Source organism: Micromonospora orduensis (assembly GCF_006228125.1).
GTDB lineage: Bacteria > Actinomycetota > Actinomycetes > Mycobacteriales > Micromonosporaceae > Micromonospora > Micromonospora orduensis.
The window spans coordinates 38,492-56,426 of the sequence record NZ_VDFY01000230.1 but is presented as its reverse complement, the minus strand read 5'-3'; the positions used below and the strand labels follow the sequence as shown (position 1 = coordinate 56,426).

The window sequence follows — 17,935 nt, the reverse complement described above, 5'->3', positions numbered from 1 at the left end:
TCCCGACGATGCCCGGTCGTACGGGTGCACAGGCTCGCGGAGCGTGCCGACGCACCTGTGGTGTGGTGCCGAGGTGAGTATCGCGTCCCCGGGGTTGCCCCGGAGAGACCGTGACCGGACTCCACGTGGGGGAGCGGCCTGGTCAGCTCGGGACACGCCGCCATGAGAGCAGCGTAGAGAACGGGGCCCGCCATGGGTGTCCGCGATGCACGTGGCGTGGCGATGGATGCGCGGTGTGAGACCGCGTCCGATGAACGGCGCGGCCCCAGGCATGACAGTCCCCTGCTCGGTGTGCGAGTGCTATTCGTGGCGCAAGAGTGCGGGGGTAGTGGCCAGGGCGGCGATCAGAGTGCCGAGAATGACCCCGGCGGCGGCAAGAGTGAGCATGGGCCTGACGGTGTCGAGCAGGTCAGCGAAGCTCGCGGTGCCAGCACCGCTGCTGCCGCCCCGCCGCTGAGGATGACGGCTGCGGCGGTGACGAGTTGACCGAGGATCAGACCGCTGACTGACTCGGTGACGTCCGCGGCGGCGAGGGTTCGCCGGGGCGCACCGATCACCGCCAGGGGGACGTTGGCGCGGCGCGTGGCGATCCTGCGGTCAACGGTGGACATGGCGAAGGCGAAGAAGCCCATGGCGGCAGTGATGAGCAGCCCGGCGGTGACGAGGACGATGACGGCGCCGGCGTCGAAGCCGGTCGGGATCTCGCGGTATCCCTGCACGACCGCGGTGGGGGCGAGGGCGGCGGTGACGGCGTACCAGTCCTCGAGCTTGCCCTGATCGGCAGTGACCTTCGCGACGATGGTCCCCTGCCGGGGCGTCTCGGCGACGACGATGTCGGTGCCTTGCTCGAACGGTGACGTGTTCAGCGGGACGGTGTCGGCGGGAACCGTGAAGGCCGTGACTGCGGCATCTCCGTCGTCGGCTGGGGTGAAGGAGGCCCCAGGAGGTAGCTGGTCGGACCACTTCGCCCGATACGCCTTACCCGGCACTGCAGCACCAGGTGGTGTCGAACAGCAAGGGCGAGGCTGGCACAACTGCCCCGGACGCAGGAGAGCTGTTGCTGCTGCCTGGCAACCGAGGCGATGCCGAGTGCCGTCCAGGATAAGCCAACCTTCCAAGTTCTCGATCGGTTCCTCGATGATCCTTCGGCGGTGTCCATCATCGGAGGGATTTATCGCGCCGTCGCGTGACGTGCAATCCCGCTGCTCGTTGCCTGGAATGTCCAGATTCACGATACGGGGGATTTCATGAAGAGAACCATCGCGCGACCCGGACCGGCTGCCGCTTGGGCGCGGCTGGCCGCTCTGGTGCTGCTGGTCGGTGCCGTGCTGCTCACCAACGGTGCACCGGCTGCCGCTGCGTCGACGATCAGCATCAATCCGGGGAACGTGCCGACGACGGCGGCGAACTTCACCCAGAACTGCGACCCGAACCTGGGCGGGGGGCCCTTTGCGAACGAAGACGTGTGGGTGTTCAACCTGCCGGGCAACCCGCAGACCAGTGGCACGTTCCAGTCGGTCACCGCGACGTTCAGCACCCCCGGCGGCCCCGTTACCCGGACGATCCCCACCGATCCCAACAGCGCGATCGTGAACAACCTCGGCACCAGCAAGGCGTGGATCCGGCTGCCCGCGGGATGGACGCTCACGGGCGCCACCGCGGTGATCTCGGGCACCGCCGACTTCTTCGTGCTCACCCACACCTGCGCGGCGTCGAACCCGCAGGTGAACCCGAAGCTGGCCCTGACCAAGACCGGCAGCCCGGCCACGCACGTCAAAGCGGGTCAGACGGTCACCTACACGTACACGGTGACCAACCAGAGCACCGGCACGACCGACCCGATCACCAACATCACCGTCACCGACGACAAGGTCACCGGCATCACCTGCCAGGACACCTCGCTCGCGCCGGGTGAGAGCACCACCTGCACCGGTACCTACACCGTCACCGAGCAGGACGTCAAGAACGGCAAGATCGTCAACACCGCGCAGGCGTTCGGCCTGTTCGGCGAGCAGACGGTCCCGTCCAACAAGGCGACCTTCACCGTCACCACCAAGCCCAAGCCGCCGGCGCAGGTCAGCCTGTCCATCGACAAGAAGGCCCGGGTCGAGTCGGACTGCCGCCACACGTGCGACAACGACGGCTACGCCGCCAAGGGCGACAAGATCTTCTACACCTACCGGGTCACCAACACCGGCACGGTCACCATCACGGACGTCGCCGTCGATGACCCGACCGCCGGGCCCGTCGTCTGCAACAACACGACGCTGGCGCCGGGCACGAGCACCGACTGCCACGCCGTCAACCCGCACGTGGTGGACTGGGCCGACGTCAAGAAGGGCAAGGTCGTCAACACCGCCCGCGCGACCGGCAAGTACAACGGAAAGACGGTGGTCTCCGATCCCGACACCGTCACCATCTGCATCCGCGACGGCAAGTACGACCACCGAAAGCACGACAAGGACGGCAAGAAGGAGCTGCCGGTCACCGGCGACCGGACCGCCAGCACCCTGTCCCTGGGTGGTGGCCTGCTCACCGCCGGGGCCCTGATGCTCGGCGCCACCCGGCTACGCCGCAAGGACCGCATCCACGCCTGATCCAGGTCGAAGCGCAATGGCGGGCACCGCGACGGCGGTGCCCGCCACCTCGTCCTGCCGCCCACTATGGCCGATGGTGGGCCGGTTCGCCGTACCCTTTGCGGCCACTGATGCTCGCCCCCGGGTACGCGCTGAACGGGCGCCGCCGCGCTCCTGATCGCCCTCGTCGTTCAAGTGCCGACTCAATCCCCACATCGGCGGCCTGCGGCCGTACGTACGCCGATGTGCGCGCTTCCCGGCCGCGTTGGCTGTCTGACCGCGCTGCTCATCTTTGCCGAAGGACATGACCCGGACTGTCTAGTTCGGCACCCATCAACCCCGCGCAAACCCTGGACGCTACGAAGTCCGCGAGTGCGGCCCCGATGAGTCCTTGGCGTCCCCCTCGGCCGGCCCCCGTCGTTACCTCGGCTCGCCCCGATAGGGGCTGTCTCGCTAACGGTGTTTCCGGCGATCTTGGTTAGTAGGTTTCAGCGGCTGGGAAGCGGTCGCTGAAGGTGATGGCGAAGGCGTTCAACGCGGGTTTCCAGCGCATCGTCCATCGGGTTCGGCCTGTTCCGGTCGGGTCCAGGGACCGGGTCACCAGGTACAGACACTTCAACGCGGCCAGTTCGTTGGGGAAGTGGCCGCGGGCCTTCACGGCCCGCCGGTAGCGGGCGTTCAACGACTCGATCGCGTTGGTGGAGCAGATCACCTTGCGGATCTCCACGTCGTAGTCGAGGAACGGGATGAACTCAGCCCAGGCGTTGTCCCACAGCCGGATCACCGCCGGATACCGATCGCCCCACTTGTCCGCCAGGTCGTCGAACGCGGCCCTGGCCGCTTGGGCATTGACGGCGGTGTAGATCGGCTTGATGTCGTGCTTCAACGCGTCCCAGTACTTGCGCGAGGTGAGCCGGAACGTGTTGCGGATCAGATGAATGATGCACGTCTGCACCACCGTCTGCGGCCACACGTTCGTTACGACCTCTGGCACGCCTTTCAGGCCGTCGCAGACGAGGAAGAACACGTCCTTCACACCCCGGTTACGCAGGTCGGTCAGCACGCTCATCCAGAACTTCGCGCCCTCACCACCGGTGCCGGCCCACAACCCGAGGATGTCCTTCTCCTCGTCCAGGGTCACCCCGATCGCGGCGTAGAACGGCCGGTTCGCGACCTGCCCATCGCGCACCTTGACTACGATCGCGTCAATGAACACCGCCGCGTAGATCTCGTCCAACGGGCGGTGCGACCAGTCGGTCATCTCCTCGATCACCTTGTCAGTGATCCGCGAGATCGTCTCCTTCGACACCGACGCCCCATAGATCTCGGCGAAGTGCGCCGAGATCTCCCCGGTCGTCAAACCCTTGGCATACAGCGACAACACGACCTCGTCGACCCCTGACAGGCGCCGCTGCCGCTTGCGCACGATCTGCGGCTCGAACGTGCCCGCCCGGTCCCGCGGAACGTCGATCTGCACCGGCCCGGTGCTATCGGTCAGCACCGTCTTCGCCCTGGTGCCGTTGCGGATGTTGCCCGAGCCGGCACCGTCGGGTTCGTGTTTGGCATAACCGAGGTGATCGGTCATCTCCTCGTTCAACGCGGTCTCCAGGACCGTCTTGGTCAACTGCCTGAGCAACCCATCCGGGCCGGTCAGCGACAGACCCTGTTCCTTGGCCGCCCGGACCAGTTCGACGGCGGCTTTCGCCTCCGCCGACGGCTCCGCCCGCTTCTTACGTCCAGCCTGATCGTTCTGTGTCGCGGTCATCACGGCACCCTCCTCACCAGGCACAACGCCTGGCGGGTCGGGCCGGAAACACCGTTAGATCCACAGTCCCCGACGTGGCAGCACTCGCCGCCGTCTGGCGCACCACCTGAACGACAAGATCCCGACTCAGGGGAACTCACGGGAGGGCAAACGGCGAGAGCGGGTCCAGCGCAGCCCGTGGCTGATCCGGGCGCGGAGCCTCGTGCGGGACTCATGCCAAACGCTGCCCCTGTGTCCGCATCGTGGCCTGAGTCAGCGCCCGAGGCTCGCGGAGGGTTGCCGCCGTAGCGCCCACTCCCCAGCCGACTTCTCGGCCGGGGAGTCGGTGGCATCATGATCTTCGATGATGTGCGCGGTGTGTGCTCTCCAGCGGATGCCAACGGGGGTCAACCGGTGCGAACGTGGGTCACTGCGGCCGACCGCCGGTCGCAAACCGGGGTTCGTGTGCTCCGGGTGTGGTCCTGGGCTGGGAGAACGGCGGTCCGGTTGACGTGGGTGAACGCGGGCCACTCCCTGCCACCCCAGGTGAACCCCCAGGTCGCTAGACTAGGCCCTCGCGCCCCCGTAGCTCAGGGGATAGAGCATCGGTTTCCTAAACCGTGTGTCGCAGGTTCGAATCCTGCCGGGGGCACCACTACTAGCAGGGCAGACGCTCGGCACCTATCGAGGCTCATAAGATCCGAGGTCCGTTCCCGGTCCGCAACAGCTCGACGGACGCCCACAGAGAGGCGGTACCCCCGGCGGGTAGCTGTCCGAGCGCTACGCCGGGAGTTGGCGGATATGCCCTTTTCGCGCAATAGCGGAAACGGCCGGAACCGGGTACGCTCCTCCGTGAATGGGACGCGCTGAGAGCGCGACGCGAGCAGAGTTGATATTGAAGGCGTAGGCGGTAGCAAGGCCTGTTGATAAACCGCCTATCCGTGAGCTGGGTTGTAAAGCCGACAACCCGATAGAGCGCGGAGAATCCAACACCCAGGCGCAGCCGATGATCATTCGTCGGGGCGGCCTGGGTTTCTTTATGCCCTCCTCCCGGCGACGCAAGCCGAGGAGCGCTCATGAAGACGCAGATTGAGCCGGGCTGGCTATCGCTGCCGGATGCCGCCACCTACACGGGACTGACCGAGCGCACGTTGCGCGACCGGATCGGTGCCGGCCAGCTCCGCGCATTCCGGGCGAACGACAAGCCCGGCAGTCACTACCGCATTCGCCGGTCCGACCTCGACGCGATGTTTGAGGCCAACCCGGCTCAGTCAGCAGCGCGATAAGCGCTGCATCCAGGAATGACAGAACAACCAACAGGAGGAATGGCAATGGACGAGAACGCGGCAATGCAGCTTCAGCTCGGCATGCTGTCGCTGGAGGCTCGGGCGGCGATGACCGGATCGCACCCGCAGGTGACGCTGCGGGCGGCTCGGGAGCGGCTGGAGAACGCCAGCACCCCGGCCGAGCAGAAGGCTCTCAAGCAGTGGGTTCACCAGTACGAGACGCAGTTGGAGGCCAAGCGCCGGCACCAGCTCCGGCAGAGCGTCGAGGCGGACCGGGAGCGGGCCACCCAGACCACTCTCCGCCTGCGCGACATCAGCGCGGAGCTGGCCGAGGCGGCTGCCGACGCGGAGCGGGGACGGATCTCCTCGGCCGATCTCCGGCAGGCCATCCAGAAGGCGGACCGGGAAGCTCGGGAAGTGCGGGAGATGGCCGAGAACATGCACGCCGACGCCGAGCAGCGGGAGCAGCTCAAGACGGCGGACCTGGCCGACCTCCAGGACAAGGAGCTGGATCGGTTCCCGGTGATGCGGGACCGGCTGCCGACGCTCCTCGGCGACCTCTCCGGGCACCGTTCGGATGGCCTGAATGAAGGCCGACCCACGGCTCCGGCGCGCTCGGCCGGATCGGGGCAGATGTTCGCCGCCCCGGCCAACATCAACCCGGCGGACAGCATGCGGGGCCACGCTGACGAACTGTTCGGATCGGTCCGTGATGCACTGCGGTCGCTGGAGTCGGCGGAGTCTCGGGAACGGCTGCTGAACGGTCCGGCGACGAACGTTGCCGCTGGTCTGTCCGGCGGTCTCCAGGAGGTCATGGCCTCTCGCGGCCAGCGGTCCTGAATGGTGGTGCCCCGCTCGGGGTGCGAGTCCGAGCGGGGCACTTTTCACCGGTGAAGGAGGAGGCAAGGTCTCGTGTCTGAATCTTACCGAATTTGCGGAATGGCGGCGGCGCTGCCGAATCACGTTGTCCTGTACCAAATCGACCCTGACCGAATGCGCGCCGAACTGCTGGCGGTTCACGTAGTGGTCGAGGACAGCGCATCCCAATGGGACCGGCGGGCGGAGGAGTACCGCTCAACATTTATCCGCCAGCTCCTCGTGCCGGTCCCGTTGAGTTACTACCGCGCTGGCCTCGACGTGGGCGAGTTGGTCAGCGCGCTCGATGGTGCCTTCTGGGAGGTCCGGCTAGCCGACACTGAGGCCACCTTGGCCCGCCTCGCCGACGTCATGGCCTGCGGACCTGCTTGCCGGTGGTCCGTCGAGGCGGACGCGGACGACGGCGGCACCCTCGACTACGTGCTAGACCACGGTCCCGGCTGCGAGGAGACCGAGGAGGAGCCGCCGGAGCTGGAAACCGGCCCATTAATTGCCATTACCGACCAATAAGCGCGTTTCCTAAAATGCGTATATAGTTCGACGTAGGTCCAAGGAGCACAGGGATGCCAGGACCTCACTTATTGGAGGAGTGAGGGCTGAGGCATGTCCATTGAATCTATCTATGTGCCGCCGGGTCAATTCGTAACTCGCTCGGGCAGTCGCTGTGCCGACTGCGGGGAGTTCATACCTAAAGGCGAGTTCGCAGGCTTCAACGAGGATGACGAGATTGTGTGCGATACCTGCTGGGTGCCATTCGAGGACAGGTAAAGGGAGGGACCGGAAATGCAAGAGACCAAGAGGAAGCGTGGCCGCCCGCGTGAGTTCGCTGGACGAGTGGCGGTCCACCTTACCGACGAACAACTGGCCTACGTCGAGGCAGAAGCGGAGCGGGACGACCGTCCAGCTTCCTGGGTCACGCGTCGGCTCGTGGCTGAGGCAATCGAGAACCGACAGAAGAAGGCTCGCCGCTAAATGGCGGCACCCCCGGCGGGCAATTCCGGGGGCACCTAAACACCATTGGAGGTAGCGCTAATGCTACGCGACGATACGAGTTGCCGCTACGGCGGAACGGTGAGTGTCGTAATTGATGAGGGCCAGGAGGTCCGTGCGGCTTGGGCTGCCTACTTCCGCGAGATCCAAGAGGATTTGGCAGAGGTGCGCGCCATCCTCGACACCACGCCGACCGCGCTAGCGCTGTCCAAGGACGCAAATGCACGGCGGGCGGACCGATGAGCACCCCGTACAAGGTCGCTGCTGGCGATTACGCGGAGGCGGATCCAAACTTCTGGCGTCCGATCCCGCTACCACCCAGCAAGAAGGCTCCGGTGCCCGATGGCGTGACGGGGTGGAGTAACCCGCAGCCGAGCCGGGAGCAGGTCGAGGCGTGGGTTGGGTCCGGGCGGTTCACGGTGGACCAGGAGCGCGGGGTGACGCTGCCGGTCGGCAACATCGCTCTCCGCCTCGGACCGGGCCTGATCGGCGTGGACGTTGACGCCTACGACGACAAGCCGGGAGCCGAGACCTTCCAGCGGCTGCAAGACCGGCTCGGTGCTCTCCCGCCCACCTGGCGCTCCAGCTCCCGTATCGATGGGACCTCGGGCATCTATCTGTTCCGGTGCCAGCCTGCGCGGAGGCGAGGGAAGCCTGCCGCCGACGATGGCGGCGGCATCGAGTTCGTCCAGTACGGACACCGCTACGCCATCTGCGCTCCATCGCTCCACCCGAGCGGCGAGCGGTACCGGTGGTTTGGCCCGGACGGGATCGAGGTGGCGGATGAGATCCCGGAGCCGGAGGAGCTGCCGTGGCTGCCGGAGGAGTGGGATCGGTACCTGCTGCGGGATGACCCGATCTCCGGCGAGGGTGCGCCGGAGCTGCCGGAGGCGGAGGTTGCCGCGTGGGTCGCCGAGGATTCCGCCGAACCGTGCCGGCAGATGGCGAGCGTCATCGTCAAGACGGCCGGAGAGCTGTCCCTGCGTGGGGCCGACGGAGCGCACGACCTCACGCGGGACGGTCTGTGGCAGGCGGTCCGCGACAGCGCCAAGGGACACCGAGGATTGCATGCCGCGGTGGGCATCTTCCGCAAGCAGTTCTTGGCCGAGGTCTCCGGGGTGGACGGCAAGGCTCGGCGGGAGTCGCTGGCCAAGGCGCACGCGGAGTTCAACCGGATGTTGGGCGCCGCAGTCGCCAAGACGGTCCACGAGTTCGGTGCTCGGGATGAGGAGGATTGGTGCGACCTCCTCGGCTCGACGGAGGTTGGCGGAGGCGATGACGCCGGTACGTCCGCTGTGCTCCGGCTCGCCGAGGACATGGAGCATCGCTACCAGGCCAAGAAGCTGTTCGACGCTCGCCGGTACAAGGAGCTGCTGAGCCTGTCCAAGCGCAGCCGCCGGATGTCCGGGGCGGAGTTCCTGGCCGAGCTGGGCGAGGGTCTGCCGGCCATCTGGGGCGAGGGGCAGAAGGTCTTGTGGATCACCGGCGAGGCGCTGCTCATTGCTGGCGGCGACGGTGTCGGTAAGACCACGACGCTCCAACAGCTCCTACTCGCTCGGATCGGTCTCGGCGAGGCGTTGTGGGATTTGCCCGTCGTGCCTGCGGAGGGGCGGGCGCTGTACCTGGCGATGGACCGGCCCGCGCAGGCTGCCCGGTCGCTGGGGCGGATGGTCGGCGAGGAGCACCGGGATCTCCTCGCGGAACGGCTGGAGGTGTGGAACGGCCCGGTGCCGGTGGACATCCTGTCCTCTCCTGCCGCGCTCGCGGACTGGATCCGCGCGGAGTTCGGCAGCGACATCGCGGACGTGTACGTGGACAGCTACAAGGATCTCGCGACATCACTGTCAGACGACGCCACCGGCTCGGGTCTGAACTTGGCCATGCAGGAGGTCCTGGCGCGGGGCATGAACTGGGTCGGCCTGCACCACCAGCGGAAGTCCAACGGCCAGAACAAGACCCCCAACGAACTGGCCGACGTGTTCGGCTCGCGGTGGCTGACGGCGGGTGCTGGCTCGGTCATCTTCCTCGATGGCCTGCCGGGCGCGGAGGAGGTCGAGGTCAAGCACCTCAAGCAGCCGCTCGGGAAGGTCGGACCGCTGATGATCTCGCACTCTCACTCGGTCGGCCGCTCCGAGACCATCAGCCCCAAGGTGACGGCGTTGATGGCGCTCCAGGCCGGTCCCGTGGAGGGCATGACCGTCCGGCAGGTCGTGAAGGCCATCTACGGCGGCGCTCGGGTGGAGTCGGACCAGGTTGAGGCCAAGGTCCGGCGGCAACTGGAGGCGATGGTCAAGGCGGAGCGCGCGGTCAAGATCCCGGGCAAGAAGGGTGGCACCTCCGGGTCTACGGCTGCGGTCTATCAGTACGTCCGGGAGCCGGGCGAGGTGGCGGGGTGAAGCAACGACGGAGCTACGACGGTTTCGGTATTTGCCCTGGTCGCGCGCAACTTCGCCGATCTTGAGCGGAGGAGCTACGACGCGAGCAACGACGGAGCTACGACGGATTAGCGGATCTTGATGTGTTTGCCCTGGTCGTTCCCAATTTCGCGGAGCTACGACGGACCAACTACGCGATCTTGAGGGCGTACCAAGTACGGCTAGGGGCCTCTCTAGGGCCCCGCCGACGTACGACGCGAGGAGGGATGAAAGTGGAGTTGATCGACCGGATCGAGGCGGCGGCTCGGGTAGCGACCGATGGAGGTCGGCCGGTCGCCGAACGGCTCTCGGCTGCGGATGAGGTCTTGCTGTGGGCCGGACCGGAGCGCTGTAGGGCTGCAATCGCTCGGGCTATGCGGAAGGTGGGGAGGTGAGGGTGGTGTCCTCGGTGGTTGATAGCGCTCGGAAGGTGGATAGCAAGACCGGCCGTGGCCGGATGGCGCAATGTACGGCTACCTCCAAGCGGTCCGGGAAGCGGTGTAAGCGGTGGGCGGTTGACGGGGCGACGGTCTGCCCGATGCACGGAGCGGCCAGGGGAACTCCTGCCCGGCGGAAGGCGGAGGAGCAACTGCGGGAGGCTCGGGATGAGCTGATGGAGATGCTGCTCGGGATCGCTCGGGATGCTCGCGTGTCCGCCTCCGACCGGCTAAAGGCGATCACGTGGGCCCTGGAGCGGGCGGGCTTCAAGGGCGAGATCCAGGTGTCGTTGGAGCTCAAGCCGTGGGAGCAGACGATCCAGAGCATCTTCGAGCTGGCATCTGAGGATGAGGTCCGAGCCATCGGCAGCGAGGTGCTCAAGCGCCAGTTTTCCGGATCTGTTGAGGAGGTGGAGGCTGCGGTCAAGGCGGAGGCCACCGCCGCACCTCCCGTGCCGGTCGAGCGGCGGCAAGGGACGTTCGCCTGGAGCGAGGATCCCGGCACGCCGGTCTCCGGTGAGGTCTACGACCGGAGCGGCGAGCCGGTCCGAGTCGTCCCGGCGGACGACAAGCTGCCGGACAGCTGGCGCTAGATCCCTTGCCCTGCACGGATTTCAGCGGCGGAGCCCGGTCATAACTGTCCATAGTGGACGTGGCGTACGGTAGACGGTAGATGTCCGTTTTGCGAACTTGACGTCTACCGTCTACCGACCAGGAGGAGTGATGGGCAAGACCGAGGCCGCCTCGCGTGGCCGTAGCGGTGCGGGAGGGGTGACCCCCTCCGGGCGGAGCCGGAACGGCCCGCAGGCCGGGAGAGGCCAAACGGGCGCACCTACCGACACACCTCTGCGCGTGATCGGGTACGTCCGAGTCTCGACCGAGGAGCAGAGCCGCCACGGCCACGGCCTCCGGGCGGGCATCGACTACCTCAGCCGGTACAGCGAGGCCAACGGCTGGGACCTCGTGACCGTGATGATGGATGTGGTCTCGACCCGACGGACCGCGCGGATGCTCGGGCGGGCGGCCACGATCACGGCCGTTGAGATGGGCGCTGCGGACGCGATGCTCATCCGGGCCATCGACCGGGTGACCCGCTCGGTCAAGGATGGCGCGGACCTCCAAGCGGAGTGCAGGGACGCGGGCGTGCGGCTCCTGTCCTGCGACGGCTACGACAGCGCCGATGAGGAGACCCAGCTCACCGCCAACATCAAGATTGCCGTAGCCCAGGAGGAGCGGCGGCTCATCTCCCGCCGGACGCGGGAGGGATTGGCCCGCGCTCGGGCAGAGGGCAAGCGGCTCGGCCGGCAGTCCACCGTGCCCGAGGAGGTAGCCGCTCGGATCGTGGAGCTACGCCGAGCGGGCGAGACCTACGCGGGCATCGCCACCAAGCTCGACGCGGACAACGTCGAGACTCCCGGCGGCTCGCCGAGGTGGCGCCCAGCAGCGGTCCGCGCCATCTACCAGCGCTCGGCGGAGGTGGAGTCGTGAGCCTCGACGCGGCCCTGGTTGACCGCATCGTCCGCGAGCACCGGGCGGGCCTGACCTTCACCGCCATCTCGGCTCGCCTCCATCGGGAGGGTGTCGCGAGCCCGAACGGGCGACCGTGGCACACCAAGACGGTCCGCCGGATCTACAACGCCGCAACGCGAGGAGGTCTGGCATGAACCCCCGCGCCAGTAAGCGGTCCGTCAACGTCACGCCTTGGCGGGCCAAGGAGAACAAGCAGATCAGCCAGCAGCGCCCGACTTCGGCCGTCCTGTCGTGCGGGTGCGTCCGGGACTACTACCCCGCAGCGGTACCCGGCTCCTCGGTCTGGTGCCCGACCTGCGAGCGACCGGCGACCGTGAGGAGCGCGGCATGAGGAAGCTACCCATCCCCAAGCAGACCTCCGGCGGGCAGTGGGAGGTCCGCTGGCGGTACAAGGTCAACGGCCGGGAGCACCGACCTCGCCGCACCTTCACCACCGAGGCGGAGGCCAACGACTGGATCCTGCGCAACCTCAAGTCGGAGAGTCGCGTCAGCCCGACCGACCGCAAGACCACCTTTGATGCCTACGCGGACAAGTACATCGAGGAGGTCTCCGCCACGGTCAAGGCCAACACGGCGGAGCGGTACCGCTCGGCGCTGCTCCACGCGCGGGAGTTCTTCCGGGGGTGGCCGGTCTCGGAGATCCGGGCGAGCGACTGTCGGGAGTTCCGGGCGAGGCTGATGAAGGGCGGGTGCCTTCCGGCAGACAGCCGCTCGCCTCGCCGGATGAGCCGGGCCAACTCCGTCCGCAACGTCTATGCGGCCTTCCGAGCGGTCTTGGAGCTAGCGGCGGAGGATGGGGTGCTGCCGGCCAACCCGGCGATCCTCCGGCGGACTCCCGGCCGCAAGCCCAACAAGCAACCGAAGTTCCGGGCGGTGTTCCTGGACGCGAGCCAGGTGGAAGCGCTCGCGGCAGCGGCACCCGAGCCGTACGGCTTCATGGTGCGGTTCCTGGCGTACACCGGGCTGCGGGCAGGAGAGCTGGCCGGTCTGGACGTAGCGGACGTCAAGCTGTGGCGGGCCAAGGAGACCTGGCGCGGGTACGTGGACGTGCATCGCACCCGCCGGAAGACCAAGAGCGGCTGGGTCGAGGACACGCCCAAGAGCGAGGAGAGCACCCGTCGGGTGGAGCTGCCGCCGTGGCTCGCGGCGGACCTCGCGGAGTACCTGTCCGGCACCCACGAGCGAGCCGAGGAGCCGCGCGCTCCGCTGTTCCCGAACCGGAAGCCGGGAGCGACCTACACGACCGGGCCGGACGGGCGGAAGGTCCGGGGTGGGTTCCGGCTGAACTGGAGCGAGCCGGTGGAGCCGGGTGCGTTCTACCGCAACGTTTTCAAGCCTGCGTTGGCTGCCGCGGGCTTGCCGGAGGCCACCCGGTTGCACGACCTCCGCCACACGTTCGCCGCGCTGTGGCTCGACGCGGGCGGAAAGATCGAGCGGCTGTCGGAGCAGATGGGGCACGCCAGCTACGAGACCACGCAGAAGTTCTACGCCCACCTGATCCCGCCGGATGAGGATGCGCCGCACATCTTCGCGGCTCGACCTGCGGCGCCCAAACCCCAGCCCAGCAACGTCCGACCCCTGCGGCCGACCGGCACGCAGTAACGCAAGAGAAGGAGAAAGAGATGGCACAGACCCACCCGACCGTTACCGAGGTCAACCTGAACGTGACGCTGGTCAGCGCCAAGTTCCGGACCACCTACGGCCCTGGCCCGGCCGTGCAGGAGCTGGTGCTGACGTTCGCGGACAGCGCCGTGCCGACCTCCAAGTTTGAGGTCACCGTGGCGGCGGACCGCGCTCGCACCTACACCGGCTGACGCTCGCACCCCCAACCGCCTCGGGTTGGGGGTGCAGCACATGCGCCAGGAAACGGCCCTAGCGTGGAGCCTCGCCAACGAGACCCACATTTGCAGACGTTCCCTTGCGGCCGGTGGCGTTCGTTGTTTGTGCAGGTAAACCACACGACGCGCCGAGCGTTGATGGAAACGGTTTCCATCTGGCCAGATTTGGTCGATAGTCGGTCCTGATCAAGATCAACTTCAGGAGGGACCGAGATGGACAAGATCGACACAGCTCGGGTGACGGAGGTCCTGGCGTACGCGCTGATGGACCGCGTTGCGGCCGGACCGCTCCCGGTTGCCGGCGAGGTGACCGTCTGGGACGTGGCCCACGAGGAGGGTGACCGTTGCTTCGGCATCCTCCTCTCGGACGGCCGGACCTTTGAGGTGGCGCTCCGGGAGACCGCGCCAGCGCCCGGCTACGTCGCCAAGGAGGAGACGCGGCCTTGCCAGGAATGCGCGACCGAGCGGCGCGTGGTCCGGGAGTACACGACCAATCGAGCCACTGACCCCACCGCCGCATACGTGCTCGACTGCGGCCACCACACCATCGATCTCTGAGGAGGGCCAACCATGACCACGACTGTGAAGCGCGGAGCGGGCCGCCCGGCCGCAGCCGCCAAGACGACCAAGGCCGCGCAGCACACCCCGCTCCCGAACGGCCGGAAGGAGACTCCGGCGGAGGAGTTCCAGCGGCTGACCGCGCTACCGCTCGCCGAGCAGACCAAGACGATCCAGGCTCGGATCCGCAAGCTGAGCAACCTGCCGGAGAACACCGGCCCGCGCGAGGAGGCGGAGACGCCGCTGTCGCAGCAGACGGCCGCGCAGCTCCGGGAGACCGCGCGGAAGCTGGGGCTGTCGCCATCGGCCAAGATGACCAAGGACAAGCTCATCGGGTTGATCTACGCGAAGACCACCCCCGCTACGCCCACCGAGGAGGGTGCCGGGAGCGAGGCTCCGGCGGAGACCTCGACCGAGCCGGCATCCGCCGCTGCGGCCAAGCCCGCCCGCAAGAACGCCTGCCGCTCGTGCGGTACCCGCTCGATCGGTTCCGGCTCCGGCGACTCCAACGACCGGGACACCGCCAAGGCGGTAGAGCTGTGCGTGCCGTGCCACGAGGAGGCGCAGTGGGAGAACGAGCACAGCGACCGGGGCCACGACTCGCTCCCGGCCGACTCGGAGGAGCGGGCGGGGTGCTGGATCTGCCGACCGGGACTCAACCGGGCGTCCGCCGAGTACGTCGGCCGTGCGGGCACCTCCCGAGCCGGGATGACGATCAACGTCCCGCTCCGGGCGGACGGGAAGACCAAGGCCGCTACCGTCGCCGAGAAGTTGGCCGCGATGAAGGTCGAGTCCAAGATTCGGCGCTTCAAGGGCGAGGAGATCCTCACCGCCAAGATCGGCGGCACCGAACTGCGTCTGGTCTGGGATGAGCGCGGGCGGTACGTCTACGCCGAGAGCACCTTCAACTCCCGCAAGGTCCGCAACGTCTCGGAAGCTCTCCGGCTCGCGGCGCGGAAGGTGGACGCCGGACAGTAGCACCGGCCAAACCTCGCCGCCTCCGGTCGCTCCGGAGGCGGCACCACATCTAACAGCCCTAGCGTGGTCTCTACCGTGCCGATCGGCTCCGGGCGGGCGGAGCGACCGGGACCGGCTCCCGGCACAGGAGGCGTGGAGCTAGGGCACCGGCGGGCAGAAGGCCCTGACATCGCCAGTACTCGACGCCACCTAGGTGTCGTACATGTGTACTAGAAAGGCTAGGGTCAGTGAACGGTGAGGCTACACCACGATGAGCCGCAGGACTCGCCGCGCCCCTGCCCCCATAGGTATCCCGCGAGACCTTAGGCTCATCGCAGGCCGGGAGGAAGAGTCATGACCAACAGTCGGTATCGGCTTCATCACGGTGACGTTCTTGGCGCTTACGATGGATGGCCGACGCCACGAACCATCATTAGCGATGGCGCTTACGGTGTACGCGGCTTCCACGGCGACACCGTGGGACCAGAAGGCTTAACCGACTGGTACCGTCCGCACGTTGAGGCATGGTCCTCTAAGGCGCATCCATCAACTACGCTATGGTTTTGGAACACCGAGATAGGCTGGGCGAACGTTCACCCACTTCTTGAATCAATGGGCTGGGATTATGTTCAGGCCATTACGTGGGATAAAGGCATTGGACACATCGCCGGCAACGTCAATGGTAAAACGATCCGTCGTTTTCCTGTCGTCTCGGAGGTTTGCGTCCTATACCAGCGGCGATTCGCCGTCAATTGCCCGGATGGCCCCATGCCAGTGCAGCGCTGGCTTAGGCATGAGTGGCAGCGAGCTGGAATCCCCCTCAACAAAGCTAATGAGGCGTGTGGGGTAAAGAACGCCGCAACCAGGAAATACTTAACGCAGGACTGGCTGTGGTACTGGCCTCCCGGTGAGATGGTCGAACGACTCGCCGAGTACGCCAACGCACGAGGCGCAAACACGGGATGGCCGTATTTCAGCTTGGATGGCGTGACGGCCATAACCGCCAAGGAGTGGGATAGCCTCCGTTACCGATGGACTCATCAGCACGGTATTACTAACGTCTGGCAACGTCCATCGCTACACGACGCAGAGCGTTTGAAGGGAACTCTGCGCCGGGCCGCTCCTCGGGTTTACAAGCCGACCGCAGGCAGCGCGGCGCATCTCAACCAGAAGCCCCTTGAATTCATGGAGCGTATCGTTCGCGCCGTCACAGAGCCAGGCGACATCGTTTGGGAGCCGTTCGGGGGACTGGCCTCTGGCTCTGTCGCCGCCGTTGCGTTGGGGCGTCAGGCCTACGTAGCCGAGATTGACCCAGCGTTCGCCGAACTCGCCGAGGAGCGGCTCTCGCTTGCATTGGTGCAGGCAGATCCAGCGGCGGAGGACGCGGCAGCAACTGAGGGCTAGCCCGGGCCACGCTGCGCCGTCCGGGGCGATAGCATCTCATGCCACCACTCATCCCCGACAAGGAGCGGATGTGGAAGCTGAGCAGGTCGCCCCGCCGCTGGAGCCAGTCCTCCGACAGGATGACGCAAAGACCATACTTCAGCAGCGGCTACGCACAGTTCTGCTGGGACTTCCCGCATTCTTCGAATTCAACAATCATATTAGTGGCGTAAATGCGACGGATCTCTACAGCCTTAACACTCTCCTTGGCGCAAGCATTGAAGGCCAAGTAGTCAAGGCTCTCAACCAGCAGCGGGCGCTCTGGGATCCGGATGACGAGTGGCTAGGCTACACCTTCGAAAGGCAGTCTCAGGCTTTCCCCGACGTTCGACTCGTCCGAAAGGGAGCCAGTTCGGCCGGAATCGAGATCGCTCTAGGAATTGAGCTTAAAGGCTGGTTCCTGCTGTCGAAGGAGGGCGAACCCAGCTTCAGATTTATCACAACGGCAGCGGCCTGTGCGGATCACGACTTGTTAGTGGTCGTGCCCTGGTATCTGGACAACGTACTCTCGGGCTCGCCTGTCGCCGCCGAGCCCTTCGTGGCATCGGCCAAATGGGCAGCGGAATACCGCAACTACTATTGGCAACACCTGCGGCGAACCCGTGGTGATGTCGGTATTGCAAGTCCGGATGGCGCCCACCCATATCCCAGCAAAGCTGATCTGATCTCGGACGTACCCGCCTATGATGGGGGCGGCAATTTTGGCCGCGTGGCACGCGCTGAGGGCCTCATGACAGATTGGGTTAAGCGGACCAACGAGATAGAGGTGCTCGGCGTCCGAATAAAGGATTGGTATCAATTCCTGAGACTTCATTCCGACCAAGCAGATCCCGATGACGTAACGTTCGCGTTGTATCAGCAACTTCTGACGGCCAACGAGATACGAGCGCACCAGCAGGCATTGAGAGCGACCGAGGCCGTCAAGGCGCTGTTGCGTGCCTACGGGGTAGATCGGGATCTCTGATCCCGCATGCCCATCGCGGCAAGGTCACTTACGGTCGATACCCCTACCCGGTACGTTGCAGTCAAGATCGAAGGTCCGCCGGAGGTCCGCACAGGTCTCCGGAAGCCGCCGGAAGCGATCGGAAACGGCTACCGGCCGAGGATGTGCAGAGACACGGCTTGACCTGCAAAGACTGCAAGCCGCGAGCCTCCGACCAGGCGCAACGGGACCTCCTCGGAGACCTCCCGGCCGGGTGTGTCGTACGTTTCCTAAACCGTGTGTCGCAGGTTCGAATCCTGCCGGGGGCACCTCGAAGATCAACAAATGCCTCACGCAACGGATG

16 protein-coding genes and 1 tRNA gene are annotated in these 17,935 nt (G+C 66.4%); 15 read left to right on the top strand and 2 right to left on the bottom strand.

The features are described 5' to 3' along the window. Positions 1–344: 344 nt before the first annotated feature. Positions 345–1,232 carry a hypothetical protein gene (locus FHG89_RS26030; RefSeq protein ID WP_139587045.1) on the bottom strand — a complete coding sequence of 296 codons (888 nt, stop codon included), beginning with the start codon at positions 1,230–1,232 and terminating at the stop codon, positions 345–347. A 15-nt stretch (positions 1,233–1,247) separates the two neighbouring features. On the opposite strand from FHG89_RS26030, the gene FHG89_RS26025 reads away from it, so the two are divergent. Next, entirely contained in the window at positions 1,248–2,597 is a 1,350-nt protein-coding gene (locus FHG89_RS26025; RefSeq protein WP_139587044.1) for an LPXTG cell wall anchor domain-containing protein, read from the top strand. A 457-nt stretch (positions 2,598–3,054) separates the two neighbouring features. Here FHG89_RS26025 and FHG89_RS26020 read toward each other — a convergent pair whose 3' ends face one another. Then, positions 3,055–4,341 carry an IS256 family transposase gene (locus FHG89_RS26020; RefSeq protein ID WP_139587043.1) on the bottom strand — a complete coding sequence of 429 codons (1,287 nt, stop codon included), beginning with the start codon at positions 4,339–4,341 and terminating at the stop codon, positions 3,055–3,057. A 558-nt stretch (positions 4,342–4,899) separates the two neighbouring features. Between FHG89_RS26020 and FHG89_RS26015 the strand changes: the two genes are divergently transcribed. From FHG89_RS26015 to FHG89_RS25950, 14 genes are all read left to right on the top strand, one after another. Further along, positions 4,900–4,975 (top strand) — tRNA-Arg (locus FHG89_RS26015). A gap of 421 nt (positions 4,976–5,396) precedes the next feature. Next, entirely contained in the window at positions 5,397–5,606 is a 210-nt protein-coding gene (locus FHG89_RS26010; RefSeq protein ID WP_139587042.1) for a helix-turn-helix domain-containing protein, read from the top strand. Positions 5,607–5,651: 45 nt separating this feature from the next. Further along, complete coding sequence (locus FHG89_RS26005; RefSeq protein WP_139587041.1) at positions 5,652–6,446, top strand: hypothetical protein; 795 nt, start codon at positions 5,652–5,654, stop codon at positions 6,444–6,446. Positions 6,447–6,599: 153 nt separating this feature from the next. Further along, positions 6,600–6,992, top strand: coding sequence for a hypothetical protein (locus FHG89_RS26000; RefSeq protein WP_139587040.1), 393 nt, complete (start codon positions 6,600–6,602; stop codon positions 6,990–6,992). A 719-nt stretch (positions 6,993–7,711) separates the two neighbouring features. Next, on the top strand, positions 7,712–9,868 hold the full coding sequence (locus FHG89_RS25995; RefSeq protein ID WP_139587039.1) for a bifunctional DNA primase/polymerase: 2,157 nt from the start codon (positions 7,712–7,714) through the stop codon (positions 9,866–9,868). Between the two features lie 631 nt (positions 9,869–10,499). Next, positions 10,500–10,916, top strand: a complete 417-nt coding sequence (locus FHG89_RS25990; RefSeq protein ID WP_139587038.1) for a hypothetical protein — start codon at positions 10,500–10,502, stop codon at positions 10,914–10,916. 259 nt (positions 10,917–11,175) lie between these two features. After that, positions 11,176–11,811: a recombinase family protein gene (locus FHG89_RS25985; protein ID WP_167517523.1), complete on the top strand. Its 636-nt coding sequence runs from the start codon at positions 11,176–11,178 to the stop codon at positions 11,809–11,811. Continuing rightward, a complete protein-coding gene (locus FHG89_RS33115) occupies positions 11,808–11,987 on the top strand; it encodes a recombinase family protein (RefSeq protein ID WP_167517522.1) in 180 nt (59 codons plus the stop codon). Before FHG89_RS25985 ends, FHG89_RS33115 begins: the two co-directional genes overlap by 4 nt. A 193-nt stretch (positions 11,988–12,180) precedes the next feature. Continuing rightward, positions 12,181–13,455, top strand: coding sequence for a tyrosine-type recombinase/integrase (locus FHG89_RS25975; RefSeq protein ID WP_139587035.1), 1,275 nt, complete (start codon positions 12,181–12,183; stop codon positions 13,453–13,455). 20 nt (positions 13,456–13,475) lie between these two features. Further along, positions 13,476–13,667, top strand: coding sequence for a hypothetical protein (locus tag FHG89_RS25970; RefSeq protein ID WP_139587034.1), 192 nt, complete (start codon positions 13,476–13,478; stop codon positions 13,665–13,667). 237 nt (positions 13,668–13,904) lie between these two features. After that, a complete protein-coding gene (locus tag FHG89_RS25965; protein ID WP_139587033.1) occupies positions 13,905–14,249 on the top strand; it encodes a hypothetical protein in 345 nt (114 codons plus the stop codon). Between the two features lie 12 nt (positions 14,250–14,261). Next, a complete protein-coding gene (locus tag FHG89_RS25960; RefSeq protein ID WP_139587032.1) occupies positions 14,262–15,227 on the top strand; it encodes a hypothetical protein in 966 nt (321 codons plus the stop codon). A gap of 333 nt (positions 15,228–15,560) precedes the next feature. Continuing rightward, positions 15,561–16,610: a DNA methyltransferase gene (locus FHG89_RS25955; RefSeq protein ID WP_139587031.1), complete on the top strand. Its 1,050-nt coding sequence runs from the start codon at positions 15,561–15,563 to the stop codon at positions 16,608–16,610. A gap of 70 nt (positions 16,611–16,680) precedes the next feature. Continuing rightward, positions 16,681–17,613 carry a hypothetical protein gene (locus tag FHG89_RS25950; protein WP_139587030.1) on the top strand — a complete coding sequence of 311 codons (933 nt, stop codon included), beginning with the start codon at positions 16,681–16,683 and terminating at the stop codon, positions 17,611–17,613. Positions 17,614–17,935 lie beyond the last annotated feature (322 nt).

Excerpts from the sequence above, each read along its gene's own strand:
- FHG89_RS26025 (WP_139587044.1), top strand. The coding sequence starts at position 1,248 with ATGAAGAGAACCATCGCGCGACCCGGACCGGCTGCCGCTTGGGCGCGG.
- FHG89_RS26020 (WP_139587043.1), bottom strand. The coding sequence starts at position 4,341 with ATGACCGCGACACAGAACGATCAGGCTGGACGTAAGAAGCGGGCGGAG.
- FHG89_RS26010 (WP_139587042.1), top strand. The coding sequence starts at position 5,397 with ATGAAGACGCAGATTGAGCCGGGCTGGCTATCGCTGCCGGATGCCGCC.
- FHG89_RS26005 (WP_139587041.1), top strand. The coding sequence starts at position 5,652 with ATGGACGAGAACGCGGCAATGCAGCTTCAGCTCGGCATGCTGTCGCTG.
- FHG89_RS26000 (WP_139587040.1), top strand. The coding sequence starts at position 6,600 with ATGCGCGCCGAACTGCTGGCGGTTCACGTAGTGGTCGAGGACAGCGCA.
- FHG89_RS25995 (WP_139587039.1), top strand. The coding sequence starts at position 7,712 with ATGAGCACCCCGTACAAGGTCGCTGCTGGCGATTACGCGGAGGCGGAT.
- FHG89_RS25990 (WP_139587038.1), top strand. The coding sequence starts at position 10,500 with ATGGAGATGCTGCTCGGGATCGCTCGGGATGCTCGCGTGTCCGCCTCC.
- FHG89_RS25975 (WP_139587035.1), top strand. The coding sequence starts at position 12,181 with ATGAGGAAGCTACCCATCCCCAAGCAGACCTCCGGCGGGCAGTGGGAG.
- FHG89_RS25970 (WP_139587034.1), top strand. The coding sequence starts at position 13,476 with ATGGCACAGACCCACCCGACCGTTACCGAGGTCAACCTGAACGTGACG.
- FHG89_RS25965 (WP_139587033.1), top strand. The coding sequence starts at position 13,905 with ATGGACAAGATCGACACAGCTCGGGTGACGGAGGTCCTGGCGTACGCG.
- FHG89_RS25960 (WP_139587032.1), top strand. The coding sequence starts at position 14,262 with ATGACCACGACTGTGAAGCGCGGAGCGGGCCGCCCGGCCGCAGCCGCC.
- FHG89_RS25955 (WP_139587031.1), top strand. The coding sequence starts at position 15,561 with ATGACCAACAGTCGGTATCGGCTTCATCACGGTGACGTTCTTGGCGCT.